The sequence below is a fragment of the Streptomyces sp. NPDC046876 genome (assembly GCF_040645035.1).
GTDB lineage: Bacteria > Actinomycetota > Actinomycetes > Streptomycetales > Streptomycetaceae > Streptomyces.
On the sequence record NZ_JBEYXK010000015.1, the window covers coordinates 20661 to 42389 of the forward strand.

The 21729-nt window shown below is 73.5% G+C and carries 21 protein-coding genes; 13 read left to right on the forward strand and 8 right to left on the reverse strand.

The genetic code is table 11. The annotated features are described in order from the left end of the window. The first annotated feature begins 31 nt into the window (after positions 1-31). Positions 32-283, forward strand: a complete 252-nt coding sequence (locus tag ABZ924_RS11665; protein WP_361907098.1) for an EF-hand domain-containing protein — start codon at positions 32-34, stop codon at positions 281-283. A 205-nt stretch (positions 284-488) separates the two neighbouring features. Here ABZ924_RS11665 and ABZ924_RS11670 read toward each other — a convergent pair whose 3' ends face one another. Then, positions 489-944: a GNAT family N-acetyltransferase gene (locus ABZ924_RS11670; RefSeq protein WP_361907100.1), complete on the reverse strand. Its 456-nt coding sequence runs from the start codon at positions 942-944 to the stop codon at positions 489-491. 144 nt (positions 945-1088) lie between these two features. Further along, entirely contained in the window at positions 1089-1745 is a 657-nt protein-coding gene (locus tag ABZ924_RS11675; RefSeq protein ID WP_361907102.1) for a TetR/AcrR family transcriptional regulator, read from the reverse strand. Positions 1746-1846: 101 nt separating this feature from the next. Here ABZ924_RS11675 and ABZ924_RS11680 point away from each other — a divergent pair, with 101 nt between their 5' ends. The 6 genes from ABZ924_RS11680 (at position 1847) to ABZ924_RS11705 (ending at position 8487) form a co-directional block, all read left to right on the forward strand. Continuing rightward, positions 1847-4087, forward strand: a complete 2241-nt coding sequence (locus ABZ924_RS11680) for an MMPL family transporter (protein ID WP_361907104.1) — start codon at positions 1847-1849, stop codon at positions 4085-4087. A gap of 8 nt (positions 4088-4095) precedes the next feature. Beyond that, the gene (locus ABZ924_RS11685) at positions 4096-4782 is read left to right on the forward strand and encodes a DUF2993 domain-containing protein (protein WP_361907106.1); all 687 of its coding nucleotides are present in this window, start codon (positions 4096-4098) and stop codon (positions 4780-4782) included. Positions 4783-4976: 194 nt separating this feature from the next. Beyond that, on the forward strand, positions 4977-5339 hold the full coding sequence (locus ABZ924_RS11690; protein WP_361907108.1) for a hypothetical protein: 363 nt from the start codon (positions 4977-4979) through the stop codon (positions 5337-5339). A gap of 110 nt (positions 5340-5449) precedes the next feature. After that, positions 5450-5929, forward strand: coding sequence for a hypothetical protein (locus ABZ924_RS11695; RefSeq protein ID WP_361907110.1), 480 nt, complete (start codon positions 5450-5452; stop codon positions 5927-5929). Positions 5930-6064: 135 nt separating this feature from the next. Further along, positions 6065-7186 (forward strand): PLP-dependent cysteine synthase family protein, encoded by a 1122-nt coding sequence (locus ABZ924_RS11700; protein ID WP_361907112.1) that lies wholly within the window; start codon positions 6065-6067, stop codon positions 7184-7186. After that, entirely contained in the window at positions 7183-8487 is a 1305-nt protein-coding gene (locus ABZ924_RS11705; RefSeq protein ID WP_361907114.1) for an MFS transporter, read from the forward strand. Before ABZ924_RS11700 ends, ABZ924_RS11705 begins: the two co-directional genes overlap by 4 nt. Positions 8488-8576: 89 nt before the next feature. On the opposite strand, the gene ABZ924_RS11710 is transcribed toward ABZ924_RS11705, so the two are convergent. Both ABZ924_RS11710 and ABZ924_RS11715 read right to left on the reverse strand, forming a co-directional pair. After that, positions 8577-9242 (reverse strand): MSMEG_1061 family FMN-dependent PPOX-type flavoprotein, encoded by a 666-nt coding sequence (locus ABZ924_RS11710; protein WP_361907116.1) that lies wholly within the window; start codon positions 9240-9242, stop codon positions 8577-8579. Positions 9243-9348: 106 nt separating this feature from the next. Next, complete coding sequence (locus ABZ924_RS11715; protein ID WP_361907118.1) at positions 9349-10794, reverse strand: glyceraldehyde-3-phosphate dehydrogenase; 1446 nt, start codon at positions 10792-10794, stop codon at positions 9349-9351. A 335-nt stretch (positions 10795-11129) separates the two neighbouring features. On the opposite strand from ABZ924_RS11715, the gene ABZ924_RS11720 reads away from it, so the two are divergent. After that, positions 11130-12413 carry a hypothetical protein gene (locus ABZ924_RS11720; protein ID WP_361907120.1) on the forward strand — a complete coding sequence of 428 codons (1284 nt, stop codon included), beginning with the start codon at positions 11130-11132 and terminating at the stop codon, positions 12411-12413. Then, complete coding sequence (locus tag ABZ924_RS11725) at positions 12410-13123, forward strand: hypothetical protein (protein WP_361907122.1); 714 nt, start codon at positions 12410-12412, stop codon at positions 13121-13123. The genes ABZ924_RS11720 and ABZ924_RS11725 overlap by 4 nt, the downstream gene beginning before the upstream one ends. Here ABZ924_RS11725 and ABZ924_RS11730 read toward each other — a convergent pair. Beyond that, positions 13089-13547 (reverse strand): Lrp/AsnC family transcriptional regulator, encoded by a 459-nt coding sequence (locus tag ABZ924_RS11730; protein ID WP_360633737.1) that lies wholly within the window; start codon positions 13545-13547, stop codon positions 13089-13091. The two genes, ABZ924_RS11725 and ABZ924_RS11730, sit on opposite strands and share 35 nt — an antisense overlap. A 151-nt stretch (positions 13548-13698) precedes the next feature. On the opposite strand from ABZ924_RS11730, the gene ABZ924_RS11735 reads away from it, so the two are divergent. Then, positions 13699-14667 (forward strand): DMT family transporter, encoded by a 969-nt coding sequence (locus ABZ924_RS11735; protein WP_361907124.1) that lies wholly within the window; start codon positions 13699-13701, stop codon positions 14665-14667. A gap of 69 nt (positions 14668-14736) precedes the next feature. Next, positions 14737-15975, forward strand: coding sequence for an aromatic amino acid transaminase (locus ABZ924_RS11740; protein WP_361907125.1), 1239 nt, complete (start codon positions 14737-14739; stop codon positions 15973-15975). Here ABZ924_RS11740 and ABZ924_RS11745 read toward each other — a convergent pair. Continuing rightward, positions 15963-16499, reverse strand: a complete 537-nt coding sequence (locus ABZ924_RS11745) for an HPP family protein (protein ID WP_361907127.1) — start codon at positions 16497-16499, stop codon at positions 15963-15965. The two genes, ABZ924_RS11740 and ABZ924_RS11745, sit on opposite strands and share 13 nt — an antisense overlap. A 435-nt stretch (positions 16500-16934) precedes the next feature. Between ABZ924_RS11745 and ABZ924_RS11750 the strand changes: the two genes are divergently transcribed. Both ABZ924_RS11750 and ABZ924_RS11755 read left to right on the forward strand, forming a co-directional pair. After that, positions 16935-19043 (forward strand): discoidin domain-containing protein, encoded by a 2109-nt coding sequence (locus ABZ924_RS11750; RefSeq protein ID WP_361907129.1) that lies wholly within the window; start codon positions 16935-16937, stop codon positions 19041-19043. 103 nt (positions 19044-19146) lie between these two features. Next, a complete protein-coding gene (locus ABZ924_RS11755) occupies positions 19147-19755 on the forward strand; it encodes a TetR family transcriptional regulator (RefSeq protein WP_361907131.1) in 609 nt (202 codons plus the stop codon). Positions 19756-19803: 48 nt separating this feature from the next. On the opposite strand, the gene ABZ924_RS11760 is transcribed toward ABZ924_RS11755, so the two are convergent. Next, on the reverse strand, positions 19804-20436 hold the full coding sequence (locus ABZ924_RS11760) for an NAD(P)H-dependent oxidoreductase (protein ID WP_361907274.1): 633 nt from the start codon (positions 20434-20436) through the stop codon (positions 19804-19806). Positions 20437-20669: 233 nt separating this feature from the next. Next, positions 20670-21629, reverse strand: coding sequence for a LysR family transcriptional regulator (locus ABZ924_RS11765; protein ID WP_361907133.1), 960 nt, complete (start codon positions 21627-21629; stop codon positions 20670-20672). Positions 21630-21729 lie beyond the last annotated feature (100 nt).

The following is a 21729-nucleotide window of genomic DNA, read 5'->3' on the forward strand; positions in this document are numbered from 1 at the left end:
ACGCGCGCCGCCCACGAAAGCAGGACATGCCATGAGCGACAAGGCCCGCACTCTCTTCGACGCGCTCGACCTCGACCACGACGGCACGCTGACGCGCGCCGAGGTCATCGAGGCCCTCCGGGCCAAGGGCCCGACCCTTGCCGCGCAGGGCGTGATCCCCTTCTGGGGCGTCGGCGACGAGGACGACTCCTCGGCCCTCTTCGACGCCGCCGACCAGAACGGCGACCGCGTCCTGACCTTCGAGGAATTCGCAGCAGTCGCCGACCGCCGCTTCGGCTGGTAGCCCCGCCGGCCTTCGAAGCCGGGGTCGGCGAATCCAGCCCCGCCGGCCTTCGAAGCCGGGGCCCGGCAAAACCAGCCCCGCCGGTCTTCGAAGCCGGGGTCGGCGAATCCAGCCCCGCCGGCGATTGAGGCGCGGGGTCTGGGGCAGCGCCCCAAGAAACCCGGTTCCGCCCTGCCGGACGGGCTCCGCGGCGGGGCCGGGGTGGTCAGGCCGTCGGGGTCATGTCGTACGTGATCCACATCGTGCGGGTGGCCACCTGGTCGTACTTGCCCCGCGCCCGGTGGTTGTCATCGGCGGTGATCCACCGCACCACGCTCCACCCCCGCTCCGCGGCGATCTCCCGCAGCCCGGCCAGCAACAGGTCGGCCGCGCCGGACCCCCGGCTCTCGGGAGCGACGAACAGGTCGTCGAGGAAGCAGCCGACCGTCGCCGACAGCGGCCGCGCGAACGGCCGGTAGTGGGCCAGGCCGACGAGCCGCCCCTCGGCGTCCTCCGCGACGAGGGCGTTCACCTCGTGCTCCGGATCCCGCACCCAGGACCACACCCGCTCCGCGGCCTCCTCGGTCTGCTCGACGCGGTAGAAGTCGGCGTACCCGCGGTAGAGCGCACGCCACTGCGGGAAGTCCTCCGCGCGGACCGCGCGGACCTGGATGTCGGACATGGGGACACACCTTCGTACGGCTCGAACTGTCGGTCGGGAAACCGATCATGCCGGAGGCCCGCACCGGCAATGCCGCCGGCCCGTCGAAGCCGGGGCCGGGAGTGCGCCGCGGTGGACAGGTCGGGCGGCCTCCGCACGGCCGGGTCAGTCGACCGAGGCGAGCAGGGTCAGGACCGTGGCCTCCATGGCCCGCCGCGCCTCCTCGGGGCTGAGCCCGGTGGTGCGCCAGTGGTACCAGGCCCCCCAAGTGGTCACCACGTCCAGCCCGTTGAGGAGGTCCGTACGGCGCGGGCCCGTCAGCGTGTCCAGTTCCTGCGCCAGCACCGCCTCCAACCGCCGGCGCCCCTCGGCGAAGGCCTCGTCCCAGGCCTGCCGGATCCGGGGCGACGGGTGGTCCAGCCGCATCACCGCCAGCCGTGTCGGAGTCATCCATTCCAGGATCCGGGCGCGCTGCTCCACGAGCGCGGCGACCCGCACCGCCCGCGCCCCGCTCGTCGGCAACGGCCTGATCTGCTCGGCCAGTTGCTCCAGCCGCCGGGTGATCGCGGTGTCCACGAGCTGGGCCATGTCGGCGAAATGGTGGAAGACGGAGCGCCGCGAGACCCCGGCGTACGCGGCCACCTTCTCCGCGGGGAACTCGGTGGCACCCTCGTCGAGCAGGGCCAGCAGGGCGTCGGCGATCTTCTCGCGCGTCTGCCGGCCGCGCTCGGTCCGCCCGTCCACCGCGGCCCCGGCCCGGGCCCCGGCCCCCTTGCCCCGCTCCGGGTTCCGGCCCGGCTTCCGTTCCGGTGTGCGCTCCACCCCGGCCTCCCTTCTCCGATTGACATTGTTGCACTTCAAGTGCAAACGTGAATCTGCACTCCGAGTGCAAGTTGTTCCGGCAGCAGAGGAGAAGCCGCACGATGTTCCACGCCCTGGGGCGCAGCTGTGCCCGTAGACCCGGCCGGGTCCTCACCGCCTGGCTGGCGCTGCTGCTCGCGCTCGGCGCCGCGGTCCTGGTGTACGGCCGGGCCACGAGCGAGGCGGTGACCATCCCCGGCAGCGACAGCCAGGCGGCGCGGGACGCGGCCGAGGCCTTTCCCGGACCGGCCTCCGGTAGCCAGCCCGTGGTCCTTCACACGGCGGCCGGCGGAGCCCCGCTCACCTCCGAGGCCCTGCGGACGGCGGTCGAGGCCGCCGCGGCGGACATGGCCCGCGTCGACCACGTCGTCTCCGTCACCACGCCCTACTCCCCCGCCGGCCGGGCGGCGATGAGCGCCGACGGGCACACCGCGTACCTCTCCGTCGGGCTCGACGTCACCGGCCGCGACATCACGCCCGAGGTCAGCCGCGCCGTGACGGCCGCCGCCGAGCCGGCGCGCAGGGCCGGGATCGAGGTGGCACCGGGCGGCGATCTCGCCGCGGCCGCGGACAAGGGGTCCACCGGGCACAGCGAGCTGATCGGCCTGGCCGCGGCCGCCGTCATCCTGTTCCTCGGGCTGCGCAGCGCCACCGCGGCGGGCCTGCCGCTCGCGGTCGGGATCGCGGGCCTGGTGATCTCGCTGTCCGTGATCGGCCTGGTCGGGCACCTCATGGACATGCCGTCCTCGGGTGCGACCATCGCCGCCATGATCGGGCTCGGCGTGGGCATCGACTACACGCTGTTCTGCCTGACCCGCTTCCGCACGCTCCTGGCGGCGGGCATACCGGTGGAGGAGGCGGCCGCGCGCACCACGGCCACCGCCGGCAAGGCCGCGGCGTTCGCGGGCTGCGCCGTGGCCGCCGCCCTCGCGGGCCTCGCGCTCGGCGGGCTTCCGCTGCTGTACGCACTCGCGCTCGCGCCGGGTATCGCCGTGCTCGTGGCGGTCCTGGCCGCCCTCACCCTGCTGCCGGCCCTGCTCTCCCTGCTCGGTAGGCGGCTGGCCCCGCGCACGAACGCCACCGGCTCGGACCACGACCCCGACCACGACACCGCCGTCGGGGCGCGCTGGCACCGGCTGGCCGTGCACGTCGCCGACCGGCCCTGGCGCCATCTGCTCTGCGGTCTGGCGCTGATGGCCGTACTCGCCCTGCCCGCCGCCTCGTTGACCTTCGGTCAGCTCGACGCCGGGGACAAGGCCCGCAGTACCGACAGCCGCCTCGCCCACGACCGGATGGCGGACGCCTTCGGACCCGGCGCGGGCGGCCCGCTCCAGGTGACCGCCTCCCTGCCGACCCCCGCACCGGGGCCGACGGACAGCCGCGTCGACGCGGTCACCGCCGCCCTCGGGCGGACTCCGGGCGTCGCCGCGGTCAGCCCGCCGCAGCTCGCCGGGGACGCCCGCACCGTCCGCTGGCAGGTCACCCCCACCACCGGCCCCGGCGACCCGGACACCGCCGAACTCGTCGCCCGCCTCAGGGAGTCCACCCTGCCCGGAGCCACCGCCGGCACGGGCGCGGTCACCCACGTGGGCGGGGCGGCCGCCGCCCAGGCCGACCTCAACGACCGGCTCGCCGGCCGGATGCCCGCCGTCATCGCCACCGTCGTCGCCGTCGCCGCACTGCTGCTCCTGCTCGCGTTCCGCTCGCCCGTCGTCGCGGCCAAGGCCGCCGTGATGAACCTGCTCTCGGTCGGCGCCGCGTACGGGGTGCTCACCGCCGTGTTCCAGTGGGGCTGGGGGGCTGGACCCCTCGGCCTCGACGGGCCCGTGCCGATCCCCGGATACGTCCCGCTGCTGATGTTCGCCGTGCTGTTCGGGCTGTCCATGGACTACGAGGTGTTCCTGCTGGCCTCCGTGCGCGAGGCGTACCTGCAGCACGGGGACAACCGACGCGCGGTGGTCACGGGCCTGGCCGGCACCGGTCGGATCATCACCTCCGCAGCCATGATCATGGTCTGTGTGTTCCTGAGCTACCTGTTGTCCGACGATCCCGTGGTCAAGATGTTCGGCATCGGCCTGGCGACCGCCGTGGCGCTGGACGCAACCGTCGTACGCGGGCTGCTGGTGCCGACGAGCATGGTGCTGCTCGGCTCCCGGAACTGGTGGCTGCCCGCCTGGCTCGACCGGCTGCTGCCCCACATGGAGATCGAGGGCGAGTCGCTGCCGGCGGCCGCCCCGGGCCCTGCCACCGCCCCCGCCACCACCAACGCGACCACCACCACCGAGTCCGTCTCCGCCCCGTGAGGAACCGCATGCCCGCCGCTTCGAGCCGCCCGCGCCGCCGCGCCCGTACCGCCATCGCCGTCACCGCGCTGCTCGCGACCGCCCTCCCCGCGGCCGATGCCCTCGCCCGCCACCAGGGCGAGAGCCGGCTCGCCGACCGGATCGCCTCCCGCCACCCGGACCTGCGGTCGGCCCCGCAGGTGAGCATCGAGGGGTACCCCTTCCTCCTCGACGCCGCGCGCGGCTCCCACCCCGAGGTCCGGGTCACCGCCGACGCCGTCACCGCGGACGGGCATCCCGTACGGGCGGACGTGGAACTGCGGGAGGTCTCCGAATGCCCCGGCGGCCACTGCGCGTCGGAGGTCGACGCCCGCTTCACCGTCCCCTTCGACTCGCTCGGCGCGCGGACCGACCGCGCCCTGCGCGTGTCCGACGCGGGAGACGGCCGTCTGCGCATCGAACGCCGTGCCTTCGGCATACCCGTCGTCGTCACGGCCCGACCGCACCTGGAGAACAACACGGTCACGCTCCAGGCCTCCGCCGCCACCCTGGCCGGGCACCCCGTCGACCCCGCCACTCCGGCCATCGCCCAGGCCCTCGCCGAGCGGCGCTGGGAGCTGCCCGCCCTCCCGCTGGGGCTGCGGGCCTCGGAGATCACGGTGGGACCGGACGGCGTCACCGCCCACGCCCGCGGCGAACGGGTCGCCCTCGGCTGAGCGGGCACTGCGGCGGGCGGCGGTATTCGGCTCCGAAAGGAGTGTCGGGGAACACTTTCGGCCCTTCTCGCGGAGGGGTCGGCCGTCCGCCGCATTCGCGCGGTTAGGATCCCGGCATGATCACGGCCCGGTCATCCTCAGGTGCGCCGCGGATTCGGGGATGCCGGAATCCGGTCGCAGCGTTCTGGCTGGCCTTGCTGTTCTTCGGTTTCCTTTGTGCGCACGGTGCGTGTGCCGGTACCGCTGCGGGCGTCGCCGCCGGTACGGCGCACCACTTCTCCGCCCCGCCGGCGGTGGAGGTCTCGGCCGCCGCGTTCCCGGGCGGGACGAGCACCGCCGTGGCCGTGTCCGCTCCCCCGGAGGACGGTTCCCCGCATCCCGTGGAGCACTGCGTACCGGGGCGGCCGGATCTCGATGCGGTGACCGCCGACTGCCCGCGTGCCGAGGGGCCCCACGGCGCCGCGTGCCTCCCCGGCGGCGCGGTGCCCGCGCCGCCGGGTGCGCCGCAGACGTACGGCGTGGTGGTCTGTCCCACCCCCGGCGTGCTGCGCATCTAGGCGGCACACGGGCCGAGTCGGCCCGTTCGGTTCACCCTTCCCGGGGTGTACGCCGGGCCGCGACCCGGCGTACACCGCTGCCCGAGCCGAAGCGGCTCCACGGAGGAACCGTGTCGTTCCACCCCCATCACCGGCCCCGGCCCCGGCCCCGGTCCTGTCGCCACCGCGGTCCGCAGGGCCGGACCCGGCGGTTCGTCCTGGCCGCCCTGACCCTGCTCGCCTTCACCGCGGCCCTGATCGGCTGCCTGCACCACACCGGGGCCCCGTCCACCTCACCGGCAGCGGCAGCGGCAGCCGCGTACGGCGCCCCCGCGCACGACCACCAGCCCCACCCTCACCACCCCTGGTTCACGGGGGATTCCCGGGACGTTCCCGAGCACGACGAATCCTGCATTCCGGATTACCCCTCCCGGACGGTCCAGGAGTCCTCCGCGCCGCGCCCCGCCTCCGTACCCGTTCTCTTCGCGGTGGTGCTCGGCCTGTTCGGTGCGCGCCTGCCCGTGCCCGGACGACGGCGCGGTTCTCCCTTTCCCGTGCGGGCCCGCGAGGGCCGGACCGTGCAGGCCACCGTCTGCTGCTGGCGCATTTAGGACTCGTTCGAGCGGCCGCTCCTGCGGCGGCCGCCGCCCGTACCCGCCCCGCGGAGCCCGTCCTGCTCCTCCGCGCGGCCGGCGCACGGGCGCGATGTGCACGGAAACAGCCATCCACGAACGAGAGCCGAGGAAATGTCCTCTCCGTCCACTCAGACCACCCAGCCCCTCCGCACGGCCCTCTCAGGGCTCGTCGGCAACACCCCCCTCCTGCGCGTCTCCGAGCCGTTCGCCCCCGAAGGCCACGGATTCTGGGCCAAGTTGGAAGGCTTCAACCCCGGCGGCATCAAGGACCGCCCCGGCCTGCACATGGTCGAACGGGCCCGCGCCCGGGGCGCCCTGAAGCCCGGCGCCCGGATCATCGAGTCCACCAGCGGCACGCTGGGCCTCGGCCTCGCCCTGGCCGGCATGGTGTACGGGCACCCCGTCACCCTGGTGACCGACCCGGGGCTGGAGGCGTCCATGACCAAACTGCTGACCGCCTACGGGGCGCAGGTCAACGTGGTCTCCGAGCCGCACCCCACCGGCGGCTGGCAGGAGGCGCGCCGCGAGCGGGTGCGGCAGCTGATGGCCCGGCACCCCGGATCCTGGTGCCCCGACCAGTACAACAACCCGGACAACACCAGCGCCTACACCCCGCTCGCGCTGGAACTCGCGGCCGAGCTCGGGCACGTCGACGTCCTCGTGTGCAGCGTCGGCACCGGCGGGCACTCGGCCGGCGTCTCGCGGGTCCTGCGGCAGCTGTACCCGCAGCTGGAGCTCGTCGGGGTCGACACCGTCGGCTCGACGATCTTCGGCCAGCCGGCCCGCCCGCGGCTCATGCGCGGCCTGGGGTCGAGCATCTACCCGCGCAACGTCGCGTACGGCAACTTCACCGAGGTGCACTGGGTGGCGCCGTCGGAGGCGGTGTGGGCCTGCAGGCAGCTCGCGTCGTCCCACTACGCCACCGGCGGGTGGAGCGTCGGCGCGGTGGCGCTGGTGGCGGGCTGGCTGGCCCGTACGCGGCCCGCCGACACCCGGATCGCCGCGATCTTCCCCGACGGGCCCCAGCGGTACCTCGGCACGGTGTACGACGACGACTACTGCGCCGCCCACGGGCTCCTCGACGGGCCCGCGGCCGCCGAGCCGGAGGTCGTCGGCCGGCCGGACGAGAAGGAGGTCACGCGCTGGACCCGGTGCACGGCCGTCGTCGACCCGCTCGCGCTCGAGGACGCCGCGCTCGAGGACGCGGCGACCGGTGAGGGCGCGGACCGGTGAAGGCCACGCTCGTGCAGGTCCGCTCCTACGAGAAGAGCGTCCAGCTGCTGATGGTGAACCAGTTCACCATCAACCTCGGCTTCTACATGCTGATGCCCTACCTCGCCGCGCACCTCTCCGGATCGCTGGGCCTGGCCGGCTGGACCGTCGGACTCGTCCTCGGCGTGCGCAACTTCAGCCAGCAGGGCATGTTCCTGGTCGGCGGCACCCTGGCCGACCGGCTCGGCTACAAGCCGCTGATCGTGGCGGGCTGCCTGCTGCGGACGGCCGGCTTCGCCACCCTGGGGCTGGTCGACTCGCTGCCGGCGCTGCTGGCCGCGTCCGCCGCGACGGGCCTGGCGGGGGCGCTGTTCAACCCGGCCGTGCGCGCCTACCTGGCCGTGGACGCGGGAGAGCGGCGGGTGGAGGCGTTCGCCCTGTTCAACGTCTTCTACCAGGCGGGCATCCTGCTCGGCCCGCTGGCCGGCATGCTGCTCACCGGCGTCGACTTCCGCCTCACCTGCCTCGTCGCGGCCGGGATCTTCGCGCTGCTCAGCGCCGTACAGATCCGCAGCCTGCCGGCCCGCCGGGCGGGCGGGGCGGAACCGGCGCAGGACGGGGCGCGGGAGAAGGTGCTCGCCCAGTGGCGCGGGATCTTCGCCAACCGGCCGTTCCTGCTGTTCTCCACCGCGATGATCGGCTCGTACGTGCTGTCCTTCCAGGTCTACCTGGCGCTGCCGTTGGAGGTCCGGCGCCTCGGCGGCGGGGGAAGCCTCACCACGGCGGCGACGGCCGGGCTGTTCGCCGCCTCGGGGTTGGGCACGATCCTGTTCCAGGCCCGGGTGACCGCGTGGTGCAAGGCCCGGACGACCCCCGGCCGGGCCCTGACGCTCGGGCTGCTGACCATGGGCGCGGCCTTCGTACCGCTGCTGCTGGCGGCGGCGGTGCCGCTGCCCGACGGCGGGGCGTGGCGGTGGCCCGCGACCGTGGTGCCGCCGACACTGGCGGCGCTGCTGCTCGCCCTCGGCACGATGATCGCGTACCCCTTCGAGATGGACACCATCGTCCGGCTCTCCGGCGACCGGCTCGTGGCCACGCACTACGGGCTGTACAACACCATCTGCGGGATCGGGATCACGCTCGGCAACCTGCTCACGGGCGCGGCGCTGGACACGGCGCGGGCTGCGGGCATGCCGGTGCTGCCGTGGCTGTGCCTGCTGGCCCTGGGGCTGCTGTGCGCCGGCGCACTCCTCTGGCTCCACCGCACGGGCCGCCTCGCCCGGCCCGCCGCGGTGGGCCGGGCGGCGCCCGCGGCCGCCTGAGGGCGGGGCCGGTGTGACGAGGGGGCGGGTGCCCGCGGGGCGCCCGCCCCTTCGTGCTGCGAGCTGCGAGCTGCGAGCTGCGACGCCGGCTACTCGTAGCGGTGGAGGAGCGATTCCCGCTCGTCCTGCCGGATCCGCTCCAGCGTCAGGTCGGGCATGCCGAGGTGGGAGAGGGTGATCTCGGCCGAGCTGGGGACCGCGTCCTCGGCGAGCCACTCCTCGGGCTTCCAGGCGCCGCTGCGCAGGAAGGCCTTCGGGCAGTGCTGGTAGGCCTCCTCCACCTCGACGACGATCGCGCTGCGCGGGGGCTTGCCGACCGGGGTGAGCTGCTCCAGCAGCCGCGGGTCGGCGGTGACGCAGGCCCTGCCGTTCACCCGGAGGGTGGCTCCGCGGCCGGGGACGAGGAAGATCAGGCCGGCGCGGCCGGTCTCGACGATGTTGTGCGCGCTGTCGAGCCGCCGGTTGCCGGTGGCGTCGGGGATGGCGAGGGTGGACTCGTCCAGGACGGCGACGAATCCGGCGGGCCCGCCGCGCGGGGTCACGTCGCAGCGGCCGTCGGCGCCGGCGGTGGCGATGAAGACGAGCGAGGAGCTCTGGATGAACGCCCGTGCCACGTCGTGGATCCGGTCCACCTCCTTGTGGCGGACCATTTCGCTGGGCTGCTCGTACAGGTCCCGCAGTTGGGCGGCGTCCTGCAGGGCGGCGGAGTTCAGGGCGTCGAATATGCGGCCGGAGGGCCGGGGCTGAGTGCTCACGTCGCGCCACTATAGAAAGGCGGATCAGGGTAAACGGGAACGGGGCGCCCGGTCCGGGCAGTTGCCCGGGCCGAGCGCCCCGTACGCGCTGTGCGGTTCTGTGGGATCAGACCCGCGGAGCCGGGTAGGTCGGGTACTCGACGCCCGAGACGTGCTGGACGACGCGGATGACCTGGCAGGAGTAGCCGAACTCGTTGTCGTACCAGAGGTAGAGGATCGCGTTGTCCCCGTCGACCTTGGTGGCGCCGGCGTCGACGATCGAGGCGTGGCGCGAGCCGACGAAGTCCATCGAGACGGCGTCGGGCGCGGTGGTGAAGTCGATCTGGCGCTTCAGCGGCGAGTTCAGCGAGACGTCGCGGAGGTAGTCGAGGACCTCCTCGCGGGTGGTCTCACGGCCCAGGCGCAGGCTCAGGATGGCGATCGAGACGTCCGGAACGGGGACGCGGATCGAGCTGCCGGTGATGGGGGCCTTGAGGTCCGGCAGCGCCTTGGCGACGGCGGAGGCGGCACCGGTCTCGGTGATGACCATGTTGAGCGGCGCGGAGCGGCCGCGGCGGTCGGCCTTGTGGTAGTTGTCCAGCAGGTTCTGGTCGTTGGTGAACGAGTGGACGGTCTCCACGTGACCGCGCAGGACGCCGAACTCGTCGTCCATCGCCTTCAGCGGCGGGACGATCGCGTTGGTGGTGCAGGAGGCGCAGGACAGGATCTGCTCGTCCGGCTTGATGGTGTCGTGGTTGACGCCGTGGACGATGTTCGGGACGTCGCCCTTGCCCGGAGCGGTCAGGACGACCTTGTCGATGCCGGGGCGCAGGTGCTTGGAGAGGCCCTCGCGGTCGCGCCACTTGCCGGTGTTGTCGATGAGGATGGCGTCGTTGATGCCGTGCGCCGTGTAGTCGACCTCGGAGGGGTCGTTGGCGTAGATCACCTTGATCGCGTTGCCGTTGGCGACGATGGTGCTGGTCGCCTCGTCCACGGTGATGGTGCCGTTGAACTGGCCGTGGATCGAGTCGCGGCGCAGCAGCGAGGCGCGCTTGACGAGGTCCTGGTCGCCGCCCCCGCGGACGACGATGGCGCGCAGGCGCAGCCCGTTGCCGGAGCCGGCCTTCTCGATCAGCAGGCGGGCGACGAGGCGGCCGATGCGGCCGAAGCCGTAGAGGACCACGTCGCGGCCGGCGCCGCGCTCGATCTTGTCGGCACCCGTGGCACCGGCGACGGCCTCGGCGGTGAACTCCTCCACCGACAGACCGCGGTCGTCGGTCTTGTAGGTGGCGGCGAGCATGCCGATGTCGATCTGGGAGGGGCCGAGGTCCAGGGCGGTCAGCGCCTGCAGGAACGGCATCGTCTCGGTGACCGACAGCTCCTCGCCGTCGATCTGCCGGGCGAACCGGTGGGTCTTCAGGATGCTGACCACCGACTTGTTCACCAGGGAGCGGCTGTGCAGCAGGACCGTGACGTCCCGCTCGCGCTGCAGCTTCCCGATGATCGGGATCATCGACTCCGCGATCTCCTCGCGGTTCTTCCAGTTAGTGAACGAGTCCTCGTTGACAGTCACAGGCGTATCTTTCGAGCTAGGCGGCGCTCATATGCTAACCCCCTCGTACTTTGATCCCTCAAGGGGCACCCCGACATGACTCCACCCCCACGGGCCACCCTCACCCCAAACCAGACAAATCACCCACCTGACAGTCCGTAAACCACCAACCCCTCCCCACTCCTCCCGATTCGCTGCGCGCGTACACGGGCGTGGGCGACAGCCCGCGGGACGGTGTGGTCCATCTCACCGAAAGACCGCCGGGGCAACCGTCTGACGGGCGCGAAGCCAGGGGGCGGAGGAGAATGGACCGACGGAGGGTCATGTCCTGCGCCGCCCGATGGGCCATCCGTTCGTTGACCGCGGTACTGCTGGGCACCGCGGTCGCCTGGGGCGGTGTGGCCGTGGCCCCGCCGGCCAGGGCCGACGCCTCCATCGAGCTCACGCCCGCGGAGGGGCCGCGCGGCACGTCGGTGCACGTGCACGGCTACGGCTTCCAGAACTGCCTGACCTCCCGGCAGGGCGCCACGGGCGGCGGGCGGCGGTACCCGGCGCAGATCGACGTCACCTTCGCCGACGGCAGCCCCGTCCCGACCCAGGCCGACCTCGACTCCGGCGAGTTCGAGACCGACGTCGGGGTTCCGTCCGACGCCGCACCCGACCGGTACGAGGTGAAGGCCGTGTGCACGGCCAAGGGCTCGGGAATCCGGGCGACCGCGCAGTTCACCGTGACACCGCCTCCCGAACCGGCCCTGGCGCTCGAACCGGAGAGCGCGCCCGCGAACACCACGGTCCGGGCAACCGGTTCGGGATTCGACGCCTGCGCCGGCGGTACGGCGGTGCTGTCGTGGGACGGCAGCCCCGGGCTGGAGGTGGAACCGGACCCGGCCGGTATCGGGCAGGGAGGGTTCACCGCCGAGTTCGACGTTCCCGCCGACACTGCCGCCGGCGACTACACGGTGACGGCGCAATGCGTCGATGACGACACCGTCAATGCCGTGGCCCGGTTCACGGTCGAGGCCGGCCCGGGGCCCTCGCCTCCGTCCTCCACGCCCCGCGTGGCGCTCGACCCCGCCGAGGGGCCTGCCGGTACCTCGCCGGTCCGGGTGTCCGGTTCCGGATTCGACTGTCGGGAGGCGGACGTGTTGTGGGACGGCGGGTCGGTGGAAACCGTCAGCGTCGACGACGACGGCACGTTCGCCACCGAGTTCGCCGTTGCGGCGGGCGAGGCGGAGGAGCAGCACACCGTACGGGCCCAGTGCGCGGACGACGCGGGCGTCGGCGACGACGAGGTGTTCACCGTGACGGCGCCGGGTCCCGGCCCGGTCCCGCCGCCGACCCCGAACCCGACCCCCAACCCGCCGCCGCCCCCCGACGGCGTGGTGCCCATCGGGCTGGTGGTGGGGGCGAGCCTCCTCGGGGTGGGCCTGCTGGCCGCCGGGCTCGTGTTGCTCGGCCGCCGCCCCCGGGGCCCGCGCTGGGTGCGCGGGCACGTCAGCGCCCGGCTGCGGCCCCTGCCGGCGGCGACCGCCGTGGTCGACACCCGCCAGGACCCCGGCCCGGGGACCCGCACCGTACGGCTGGAGCCGCATGCGGATCCCGGTGAGCGGACCGTGACGGAGGAGGAGGACGGCCCATGACCACGCCTGCCCCTGACCCTGACCCCGCCCCCGCCCCCGCCCTGGAACCGCTCACGGTCCGGGTCTTCTTGCTGGGGCCGGAGCTCGACCGCTCCGCCGCGGCGCTCGCAGACAGGCTGCACGAGGGCGGCGCCGCCACCGGCGTCCTGCCCCACGGGCGGGGCCTCACCGACGCGGCGGACCGGGCCGTGGAAGCCGAGCTGGCCAACGTCGTCGACGGCTTCCTCGACCTCGACCTCGTCTCCCTCCTCGCCCACGGCTGGTCCAAGCACTCCGCGCTCCGCGACGCCGCCCACCGGACCCGCCGGCTCCCGGGCAGCGAGGAGGTGGTCGCGATGGCCACCCACACCGTCACCTCGACCCACCACCCCCACGTGGACCTCCTGGTCGACGGGGCGCCGGCCGCGACCGTGGAGGTGGGACTCACCGTCGTCTTCCACGTCCGCGGCCTCGTCGCGGTCGTGCGGGACGCCTTGCTGACCGGTGTGCGCGCCGGGGCCTGCGAGATGGAGGCGAAGCTCGCCGTCCGCGGGATCACCGTCGCGACCCGGCAGGGCCGGCTGGACCTGCCGGCGACGATGCGCCTGCGCGCCCCCATCCCCCTGCTGCCGCCCCCGGACGCCCCAGCCCCTCCCGCGTACCCGCCCGGCCCGGCGCCCACATCCACCCCGCCCGTCACTTGGGGGCGGGATAGACCCTCGACTGCTTGACGCTGCCGAAGGCGAAGCTCGACTCGATCGACGCGATGCCGGGGATGGCGTGGATGCGGTGGCGGACCAGGGCCTCGTACGCCTCGAGGCTCTCGATGACGACCCTCAGCAGGTAGTCGCTGCTGCCCGCCATCAAGTAGCAGTCCTGGATGTGCTCGATGACGGCGACGTGCTCCTCGAAGACCCGGACCGCCTCCGCCGTGTGGCGTTCCAGCCGTATCCGGACGAACACGGTGATCGGCAGTCCGTAGGCGACCTGGTCGACCATGGCCGTGTAGCCGCGGATGAGGCCGGCCTCCTCCAGCCGCCGCACCCGGCGCAGGCAGGGCGAAGGCGAGAGCCGGACCCGGTCGGCGAGCTCCTGGTTGGACAGCCGCCCGTCGGCCTGCAACTCGCGGATGATCTGCAGATCGACTGCATCCATGGCGGCTCCTCCTCAGGTTTCTTGAGGATTCTTGGCAGATCCTGCCCCCAACCTATGCCTGGAGGGCAGAACTGGCAATCGGCTGCCCCGGCAAAAGCCCTAGCGTTGCCCCGTGGCCGGATCCGGCCCCTTTGAGGCTGGAGGAACCACCGTGGCCGCCACGAAGACCGCGCCCGCGCCGGCACCCGTGCGGGTGCGCCCCGCGGGCCGCAGCCGGCTCTCCCCGCAGGCCCAGGGCCTGCTCGCGCTGGCGGTGACCGTGCTCATCTGGGCCGCCTTCGCACTCAGCGCCCGCGCCCTGAGCGCCTCCTCGCTGCGCCCCGCCGATGCGGCGCTGCTGCGCTTCGGCGTCCCGCTCGTCGTCCTGGCGCCGGCGCTCTGGCGGCGCCGCCGGGCCCTCGCCGCCGTACGTCCGGCCGCGGCGCTCAAGATCGCCTGCGGGGCGGGGGTGCCCTTCTTCCTGGCCGCGATGTACGGCGGCTCCCTGACCTCGGCGGCGTTCGTCGGCTCGATCGTGCCCGGGATGGTCCCGCTGTTCGTCGCCGCGCTCGTCGTCGCCGGCGGCCGCGGCGCGCCCCGCGGCACGCAGGCGGCCGGGCTCGCCCTGATCGCGACCGGCGTCGTCGCCCTCGTCTGGCGCTACGTGTTGCCGTTCGACGCCTCGGTGCTCGCCGGTGCCGGGATCCTGCTCGTCGCGAGCGGCCTGTGGGCCCTGTACACGGTCGGGCTGAAGGAGGTCGAGCTCGATCCCGTCGGGTCGATAGGACTGCTGTGCCTGCCCTCGTTCGCGGTAATGGCGCTGCTGGTCCTGACCGGGGGGCTGCCCAGCGGCCTGGCGTCCGCGGCCGGCTCCGACATCGTGCTGTTCCTGGTCGTGCAGGGGCTGGGGGTCGGGCTGTGCGCGGGCCTGCTGTACGCCTTCGCCATCCGCCGGCTCGGCGCGGAGCGCAGCTCCGCCTACGGGAGCCTCAGCCCGGTCCTGGTCGTCCTGCTGGCCGTGCCGCTGCTCGGCGAATCTCCGACGGCCGCCGTGCTCGTCGGGGTGCCGCTGATCACCGCGGGGGTCTTCCTGGCCAACCGGCGCCCCCGGCCCGCGGCCGGCGCCCCCGCCCCCTCCTGACCGCCCGTCCCGTTTCCGCCCGCCCTCTTCCGTACACCCCTCCCGATCCCCAGTCCGAGGTTCCCGCAGATGCTTGAGCTCCTCCTCCCGCCGCCCGTCGACCCGCTGTGGGACCTGACCGAGGCGTACGGCGCCGACGCCCGGCCCGAGCGCCTGAACCTGGTCCTCGGCGTCTACCGCGACCAGTCGGGCGGCACCCCGGTCATGGCGGCGGTGCGCGAGGCCGAGCTGCGCCTGGCGGAGCGCTCGGCGTCCAAGGAGTACCGCGGGCTCTCCGGCAACACGGCCTTCAACCGGGCGATGCTGTCGATGGTTCTCGGCACCGGCGGCGCGGCCGAGCGGGCCGTCGCCGTGCAGACCGTCGCGGGCAGCGGGGCGCTGCGGCTGCTGGCCGATCTGATCTGCCGGACCCGCCCGGGCACGACGGTGTGGATCAGCGACCCGGCGTACGTCAACCACCGGCCGATCCTGGAGGCCGCGGGGCTGACGGTGCGCACGTACGGCTGGCTCGACGCCGAGGGCCGCGCCGACGAGGCGGGGCTGCTGCGCGACCTGGCGCAGGCGCGCCGCGACGACGTGGTGCTGCTCCAGGGCTGCTGCCACAACCCGACGGGGGTCGACCCGTCGCCGCAGACCTGGGAGGCGCTGGCCGGGCTCGCCGCGTCGGCGGGCTGGGTGCCGTTCGTGGACCTGGCGTACCACGGGCTGGGCGACGGCCTGGAGGCCGACCTGGCGGCCACGCGGATGCTGGCGGAGCGGGTGCCCGAGATGCTGATCGCGATCAGCTGCTCGAAGAACTTCGGGCTCTACAGCGACCGCACCGGTTGCGCCGTGGTGCTCGGCTCCTCGCGCCGCTCGCTGCAGCACGTGGAGACGGCCCTGCAGAACGCGGCGCGGACGCTGTACTCCATGCCGCCCGAGCACGGCGCCGCGGTGGTGGCGACGGTCCTGGAGGACGACGGGCTGCGGGCGCTGTGGCGCACCGAGCTGGACGCCATGCGGACCCGGATCGAGGCGAACCGCAGCGGCCTGGCGCGGCAGCTGGCCGCGCTGGGCCGGCCGGTCGAGGCCGAGTCCCTGGCGCGGCAGAAGGGGATGTTCTCGATGCTGCCGCTCTCGCCGCGCCAGATGCTCCGGCTGCGCAGCGGGTTCGCGATATACGGCACGACCGCGGGCCGGATCAACATCGCGGGCCTGCCTGCGGAGCGGATCGCGTGCCTCGCACAGGGGATCTCGGCGGTCCTCGCCGAGGACGCCGGCCGGCCGGAGTCACACGGCGCGCAGCCGGCGCCCGCTCACCACCAGTAGGCGGGGTAGCGGGGCGCCTTGGGCCGCATGCGCGAGGCCGCGTACCCGGTGAGGACGAGCAGGACGGTCGCGCCGAGGAGCAGCGGTACGAAGCGCCCGGGCGCGGGGGTCTGCAGGACGACGATCACGGCGCTGGCGCAGCCCGGCGAGTGCGGGGTGCGCGCGGCGGTGTTCGCGGCCAGGGTGAGCCCGGCGGCGACGGCCGCGGCCCAAGGGGTGCTGCCGGCGGCGGCGAGCACGGCGTAGCCGACGGCGGCGCCCATCAGGTGCCCGACGATCACGCTGCGGGGCTGGGCGAGCGGCAGGGTGGGGGCGCTGTGCACGAGGGCGGCGCTGGCGGCGAGGGACGGTATGAGTACCGGCTCGTGGATCACGGCGCCGATCCCCACCAGCGCGAGCAGGACCACGGTGGCCCCGCTGATGCTGTGGGCCGCGGCGGCCGGCGTGGGGCGGGCGGGCGCGCTCGGCGCCACGGGGGCCGGGGTGGGGCGCTCGGGCGCGCGCAGCGGGGAGGGCGTGCTCATGGCGGTGCGTTCGTTCCTGGCAGGCGGAGGGCGGGTCAGGGGTCGGTCGGCAGCGGCGGGGCCGGCGCTGCGCGGCAGCACGGCCCGTGATCGGCGGTCTGTGATCGACAACGGCCTTGATCCCGCGGGCCGGCCCGTGCCGTCATGGGGTACAAACCGGCACAGTCCGACCCGACCCTATCGTCCCGGGACCCCGGAGTCGGCACCGGGGGTGGTGCGGGTGGCGCAGGTCACCGTGGGGCGGGGCGGCCGCCGGTGGACCTGATTCTTCATCAGGTCAGTTGTCCCGGACTCTTGACTCTCCCCGCGCCAGTCGCGATCCTCGTCGCACATTCGCGCGGGACATGACAATTCACCGGCTGTTCGGATTACGGAAGGACTGCCGGCAGCGTCCTCGACCGCGCCATCCGACTCCCGATGACGTGAGTGTGACCAATGACCCGACGCCCGCCCAGCCGGCGCAGACCCCTCTCGATCCTTGCGTTACTGCTCACCACCGTGATGGCCATGGCCCTCGGTCCCGCGTCCGGCGCCTCCGCCGATGCCGCTGCTGCCGCCGCCGACGGCACGGCCGGCGCCGAGTCCGGCTGGTGGGTCCCCACCGCCCGGCCCGCGCCCGACTCCCAGATCAACGTCACGGGCGAGCCCTTCAAGGGCACCGACGCGAACGGCAAGGTGCGCGGCTTCGTCGACGACCACGTGCACCTGATGTCCAACGAGGGCTTCGGCGGCCGCCTGATCTGCGGCAAGCCGTTCTCCCAGGACGGCATCGCCGACGCCCTGAAGGACTGCCCCGAGCACTACCCCGACGGCTCCCTCGCCGTCTTCGACTTCATCACCAAGGGCGGCGACGGCAAGCACGACCCCGTCGGCTGGCCCACCTTCAAGGACTGGCCCGCCCATGACTCGCTGACCCACACGCAGACGTACTACGCCTGGGTCGAGCGGGCCTGGCGCGGCGGCCAGCGCGTGCTGGTCAACGACCTCGTCACCAACGGGGTCATCTGCTCGGTCTACTTCTTCAAGGACCGCAGCTGCGACGAGATGACCGCCATCCGCCTGGAGGCGCGCAAGACCTACGAGATGCAGGACTACATCGACAAGATGTACGGCGGCCCGGGCAAGGGCTTCTTCCGCATCGTCACCGACTCCGCGCAGGCCCGCGAGGTCATCAAGCAGGGCAAGCTCGCCGTCGTCCTCGGTGTCGAGACCTCCGAGCCCTTCGGCTGCAAGCAGATCCTCGACGTCGCGCAGTGCAGCAAGGCCGACATCGACCGCGGCCTGGACGAGCTGTACGGGCTCGGTGTGCGCAGCATGTTCCTGTGCCACAAGTTCGACAACGCCCTGTGCGGCGTGCGCTTCGACTCCGGCGCGCTCGGCGTGGCCATCAACGTCGGCCAGTTCCTGTCCACCGGGACCTTCTGGAAGACCGAGCAGTGCGCCGGCCCGCAGCACGACAACCCCATCGGCCTGAACGCCGCCGCCGCGCCGGAGGCCGTGAAGATGCTGCCGGAGGGCGTCTCGCTGCCCGGGTACGCCGGCGACGCGCAGTGCAACTCCCGCGGCCTGACCGACCTCGGCGAGTACGCCCTGCGCGGGATGATGAAGCGCAAGATGATGCTCGAGCTCGACCACATGAGCGTGAAGGCCGCGAGCCGGTCCCTCGACATCATGGAGTCGGAGAGCTACCCGGGCGTCATCTCCTCGCACAGCTGGATGGACATGGACTGGACCGAGCGGCTGTACAAGCTCGGCGGCTTCATCGGCCAGTACATGAACGGCTCCGAGGGCTTCACCGCCGAGGCCCGCCGCACCAAGGCGCTGCGCGACAAGTACCACGTCGGGTACGGCGTCGGCACCGACATGAACGGCGTCGGCGGCTGGCCGGCCCCGCGCGGGGCGAACACGGCGAACCCGGTCCGCTATCCGTTCCGCAGCGCGGACGGCGGGTCGGTCCTCGACCGGCAGGTCACCGGGCAGCGCACCTGGGACTACAACACCGACGGCGGCGCGCAGTACGGCCTGGTACCGGACTGGATCGAGGACATCCGGGTCACCGGCGGGCAGGACGTGGTCGACGACCTGATGAAGGGCGCCGAGTCCTACCTCGGCACCTGGGGTGCCTCCGAGAAGCACAAGGCGGGGGTCAACCTCGCCGCCGGCGCCCCAGCCGCCGCCTCCACCACGGAGTGGTGGAACCCGTTCGTGAGCTACGCGCCCGGCCGGGCCGTGGACGGCGACCGGGGCACCCGCTGGGCCAGCGAGTGGAGCGACGACCAGTGGCTCCGGCTGGACCTGGGCTCCCCCTCCCTCGTCAAACGCGTCACGCTCGACTGGGAGCGCGCCTACGGCAGGGCCTACCGCATCGAGGTGTCCACCGACGATGCGAACTGGCAGACCGTGTGGTCCACGACCACCGGTGACGGCGGCCTGGACACCGTGCAGTTCGCCGGCGTGCCGGCCCGCTACGTCCGCATCCACGGCGCGGGGCGCGGCACGCAGTGGGGCTACTCCCTGTACGAGGTCGGCGTCTACAGCAGCTGACCGCCGCGCAGGGACGCAGTACGGCACACCACACCGGCCGGGGCCGGCCGGATCGGCACTCCCGATCCGGCCGGCCCCGGCGTACGAGCGAGAGGGAACCCCCATGCCACGGATGCCGTTGGCCGAGCGGCGCCGCCAGCTGACCGAGGCGGCGATCCGCGCGCTGGCCCGCGACGGCGTCTCCCGGACCACGACCCGCTCGATCGCCGCCGAGGCGGGCGTGTCGCTGAGCGTCTTCCACTACTGCTTCGACTCCAAGCAGGCGCTGCTGGAGTCCGTCATCGAGACGATCACCGAGCACTACCTGCGGGTGGTCCGGGAGGCGATCCTGCCGCGGACCAGCCTGCGCGAGACGGTACGGGCGGGCTTCCAGGCGTACTGGGACCACGTCCGCGCCCACCCGGCCGAGCACATGCTCACGTACGAGCTCACCCAGTACGCGCTGCGCCAGCCCGGGTTCGAGCACCTGGCGCGGCGCCAGCACGAGCTGTACTGCGCCACGTACGCCGAGCTCGTCGAGCAGGTCCGCGGCGAGGCCGACTTCGAGCTGCGCGTCCCGGTCCCCGTCCTCGCGCGGTACCTGGCCGCGATGACCGACGGGCTGACCCTGAACTTCCTGGTGCTCGGCGACGACAGCGCGGCGAAGGAGATCCTGGACATGGTCACCGACCACGTGTCCGGACTCGTCCACGCCGGGGCGGCGGACGCCTGACACCGGGGCGCGGCAGGGCGGGCGCGGTGGGCCCGCGGCCGGCTCCGCTCAGTCCTCGGCGCGCTGGGTGACCGGGGCGCTGCTCTCGTCGCCCAGGAACTCGTACCAGCGGCGCTGGAGGCACAGGTAGCGGGTGTCGGCCTCGGCCAGCGCCAGGAAGGAGTCCACGGTGGCCGCGAGCCGCTCCCCGAGCCCCTCGTCCGCGAGGGCGCCGTCCTCGCGGAAGGCGGCGTGCGCCATGGCGAGGCTGAACATGTCCGGGTAGACGCGCGCCCCGAGGTGTTCGAGCGGGACGCGCAGCGCCCACAGTCCGCGGTTGCCGCCGACCATGGACGGCGAGGCCGACACCAGCAGCGTCTGCTTGTCCTTGAACGGCTGCGGCCGGAACCGGGACACCCAGTCGACGGCGTTCTTCAGCACCCCGGGGACCGAGGCGTTGTACTCGGGCGAGGCGATGACCAGCGCCTGCGCCGCCAGCAGCCGCTCGTGCAGCAGGGCCGCACCCGGCGGCGGCCCCTGGTCGGCCTCGGCGTCCCCGTCGTAGGTCGGCATCTCGAACTCGCGGATCCGGGCGAGGTCCACGGCGGCCCCCGACCGCTCGACGTGCGCCGCGACGAGTGCGGCCAGCCGGGCGTTGACGGAGCCCTCGCGGGAGGAGCCCGCGAGGACGAGCACGCGCAGGGCGCCGGGCCCTTCGGCCACGGTCACGCCGGGCTTCGCCTCGGTCGCTGCGGTTGCCCCGGGGGTGGCGGTGGCTCCGGTGGCGGCTGTGGCGGGAGGTGTGGCAGGGGCTGCGGTCGCGTCGGTCACACCGGGGACCGTACGGCACCCCTCCCGTGCGGCGCCCGCACCGGCCGCCCCTCCCGCCCGGACTTCACCCGGCCGGTCGCCTCGCGTCTGCGGGCGCCGTGCGGTCAGTCGAGCGCGGGGTGCGCTTCCGGGTGGGCGTCCCACCAGGCCTTGTGGAAGGGGTTGTTGCCCACGTTGGCCAGGTAGGCGCCCGCCGCGGCGCGGTAGAGCAGCTCGGCCTGCCGGGCGGAGACCGCCGAGCGGTTCCACGCGATCCGGATCCGCCCCGTGATCGGCGTGCCGAGCAGCGGGCGCATCACCGTGCCGGCCACGGCCGGGGCCGTGGGCTGGGTGAGGGAGATCGCGCGGCCCGCGGCGACCAGGTCGTGGCGCATCTGCCGGTCGGTGATCCGGTAGCGCAGCGAGGGGACGAAGCCGGCCTCGGCGCAGGCGGCCACCAGCGCCTCGGGGCCGCCGTCGTCGTCCTCGACGAGGGTCATCCACTGCTCCTCGGCCAGGTCCGCGAGGTCGAGGACCTCCCGCCCGGCCAGCGGGTGCCCGGTGGACATGCGGATGCAGAACGGCTCCTTGGGGACCAGGGTCTTGGCCAGGACCCCGCGGGGCAGGGCCACCTCGTGGTCGTTGACCTCGCCGTAGACGATGACGTCGTAGCGGCCCGCGCCGAGCATCCGCACCAGTGCGGTGACCGAGTGCTCGACGTCCACGGTGAGCTCGCGCCCCGACAGGGTCAGGTCCGTCCGCGCGAGCAGCCCGTCGATCAGCACGAGCAGGATGCAGCCCAGCCGCAGCGGGGTGTCGGTGGCCATGGCGCGCGTCTCGGCGCCGAGCGTCTCCATCTCGCTCAGCACGCGCCGCGCCTTTGCGAGCACGAACTGGCCCAGCGTCGTGGGCTCGACGCCCGAGCGGCCGCGTACGAAGAGCTCACCGCCGGTGACCCGCTCGATCCTGCGCAACTGGGCCGACAGTGCGGGCTGGGAGACCCCCAGCCGCCGCGCCGCGCCCCCCAGGCTGCCGGCCTCCGCGATCTGGCAGACGGCGTGCAGATGCCTCAACTCCAGCTGCATCCGGGCAGCTTACGCAGCGTCACGCAACGGCACCATAACGCGGACCTTATGGCTGCAGGGATGTCCCAATCTCGCCATGTACACGCTCATACTCGGCGCG

Coding starts and splice junctions, on each gene's coding strand:
- ABZ924_RS11665 (WP_361907098.1), top strand. CDS start 32: ATGAGCGACAAGGCCCGCACTCTCTTCGACGCGCTCGACCTCGACCAC.
- ABZ924_RS11670 (WP_361907100.1), bottom strand. CDS start 944: ATGTCCGACATCCAGGTCCGCGCGGTCCGCGCGGAGGACTTCCCGCAG.
- ABZ924_RS11680 (WP_361907104.1), top strand. CDS start 1,847: ATGTTCCACGCCCTGGGGCGCAGCTGTGCCCGTAGACCCGGCCGGGTC.
- ABZ924_RS11685 (WP_361907106.1), top strand. CDS start 4,096: ATGCCCGCCGCTTCGAGCCGCCCGCGCCGCCGCGCCCGTACCGCCATC.
- ABZ924_RS11700 (WP_361907112.1), top strand. CDS start 6,065: ATGTCCTCTCCGTCCACTCAGACCACCCAGCCCCTCCGCACGGCCCTC.
- ABZ924_RS11725 (WP_361907122.1), top strand. CDS start 12,410: ATGACCACGCCTGCCCCTGACCCTGACCCCGCCCCCGCCCCCGCCCTG.
- ABZ924_RS11730 (WP_360633737.1), bottom strand. CDS start 13,547: ATGGATGCAGTCGATCTGCAGATCATCCGCGAGTTGCAGGCCGACGGG.
- ABZ924_RS11740 (WP_361907125.1), top strand. CDS start 14,737: ATGCTTGAGCTCCTCCTCCCGCCGCCCGTCGACCCGCTGTGGGACCTG.
- ABZ924_RS11745 (WP_361907127.1), bottom strand. CDS start 16,499: ATGAGCACGCCCTCCCCGCTGCGCGCGCCCGAGCGCCCCACCCCGGCC.
- ABZ924_RS11750 (WP_361907129.1), top strand. CDS start 16,935: ATGACCCGACGCCCGCCCAGCCGGCGCAGACCCCTCTCGATCCTTGCG.
- ABZ924_RS11755 (WP_361907131.1), top strand. CDS start 19,147: ATGCCACGGATGCCGTTGGCCGAGCGGCGCCGCCAGCTGACCGAGGCG.
- ABZ924_RS11765 (WP_361907133.1), bottom strand. CDS start 21,629: ATGCAGCTGGAGTTGAGGCATCTGCACGCCGTCTGCCAGATCGCGGAG.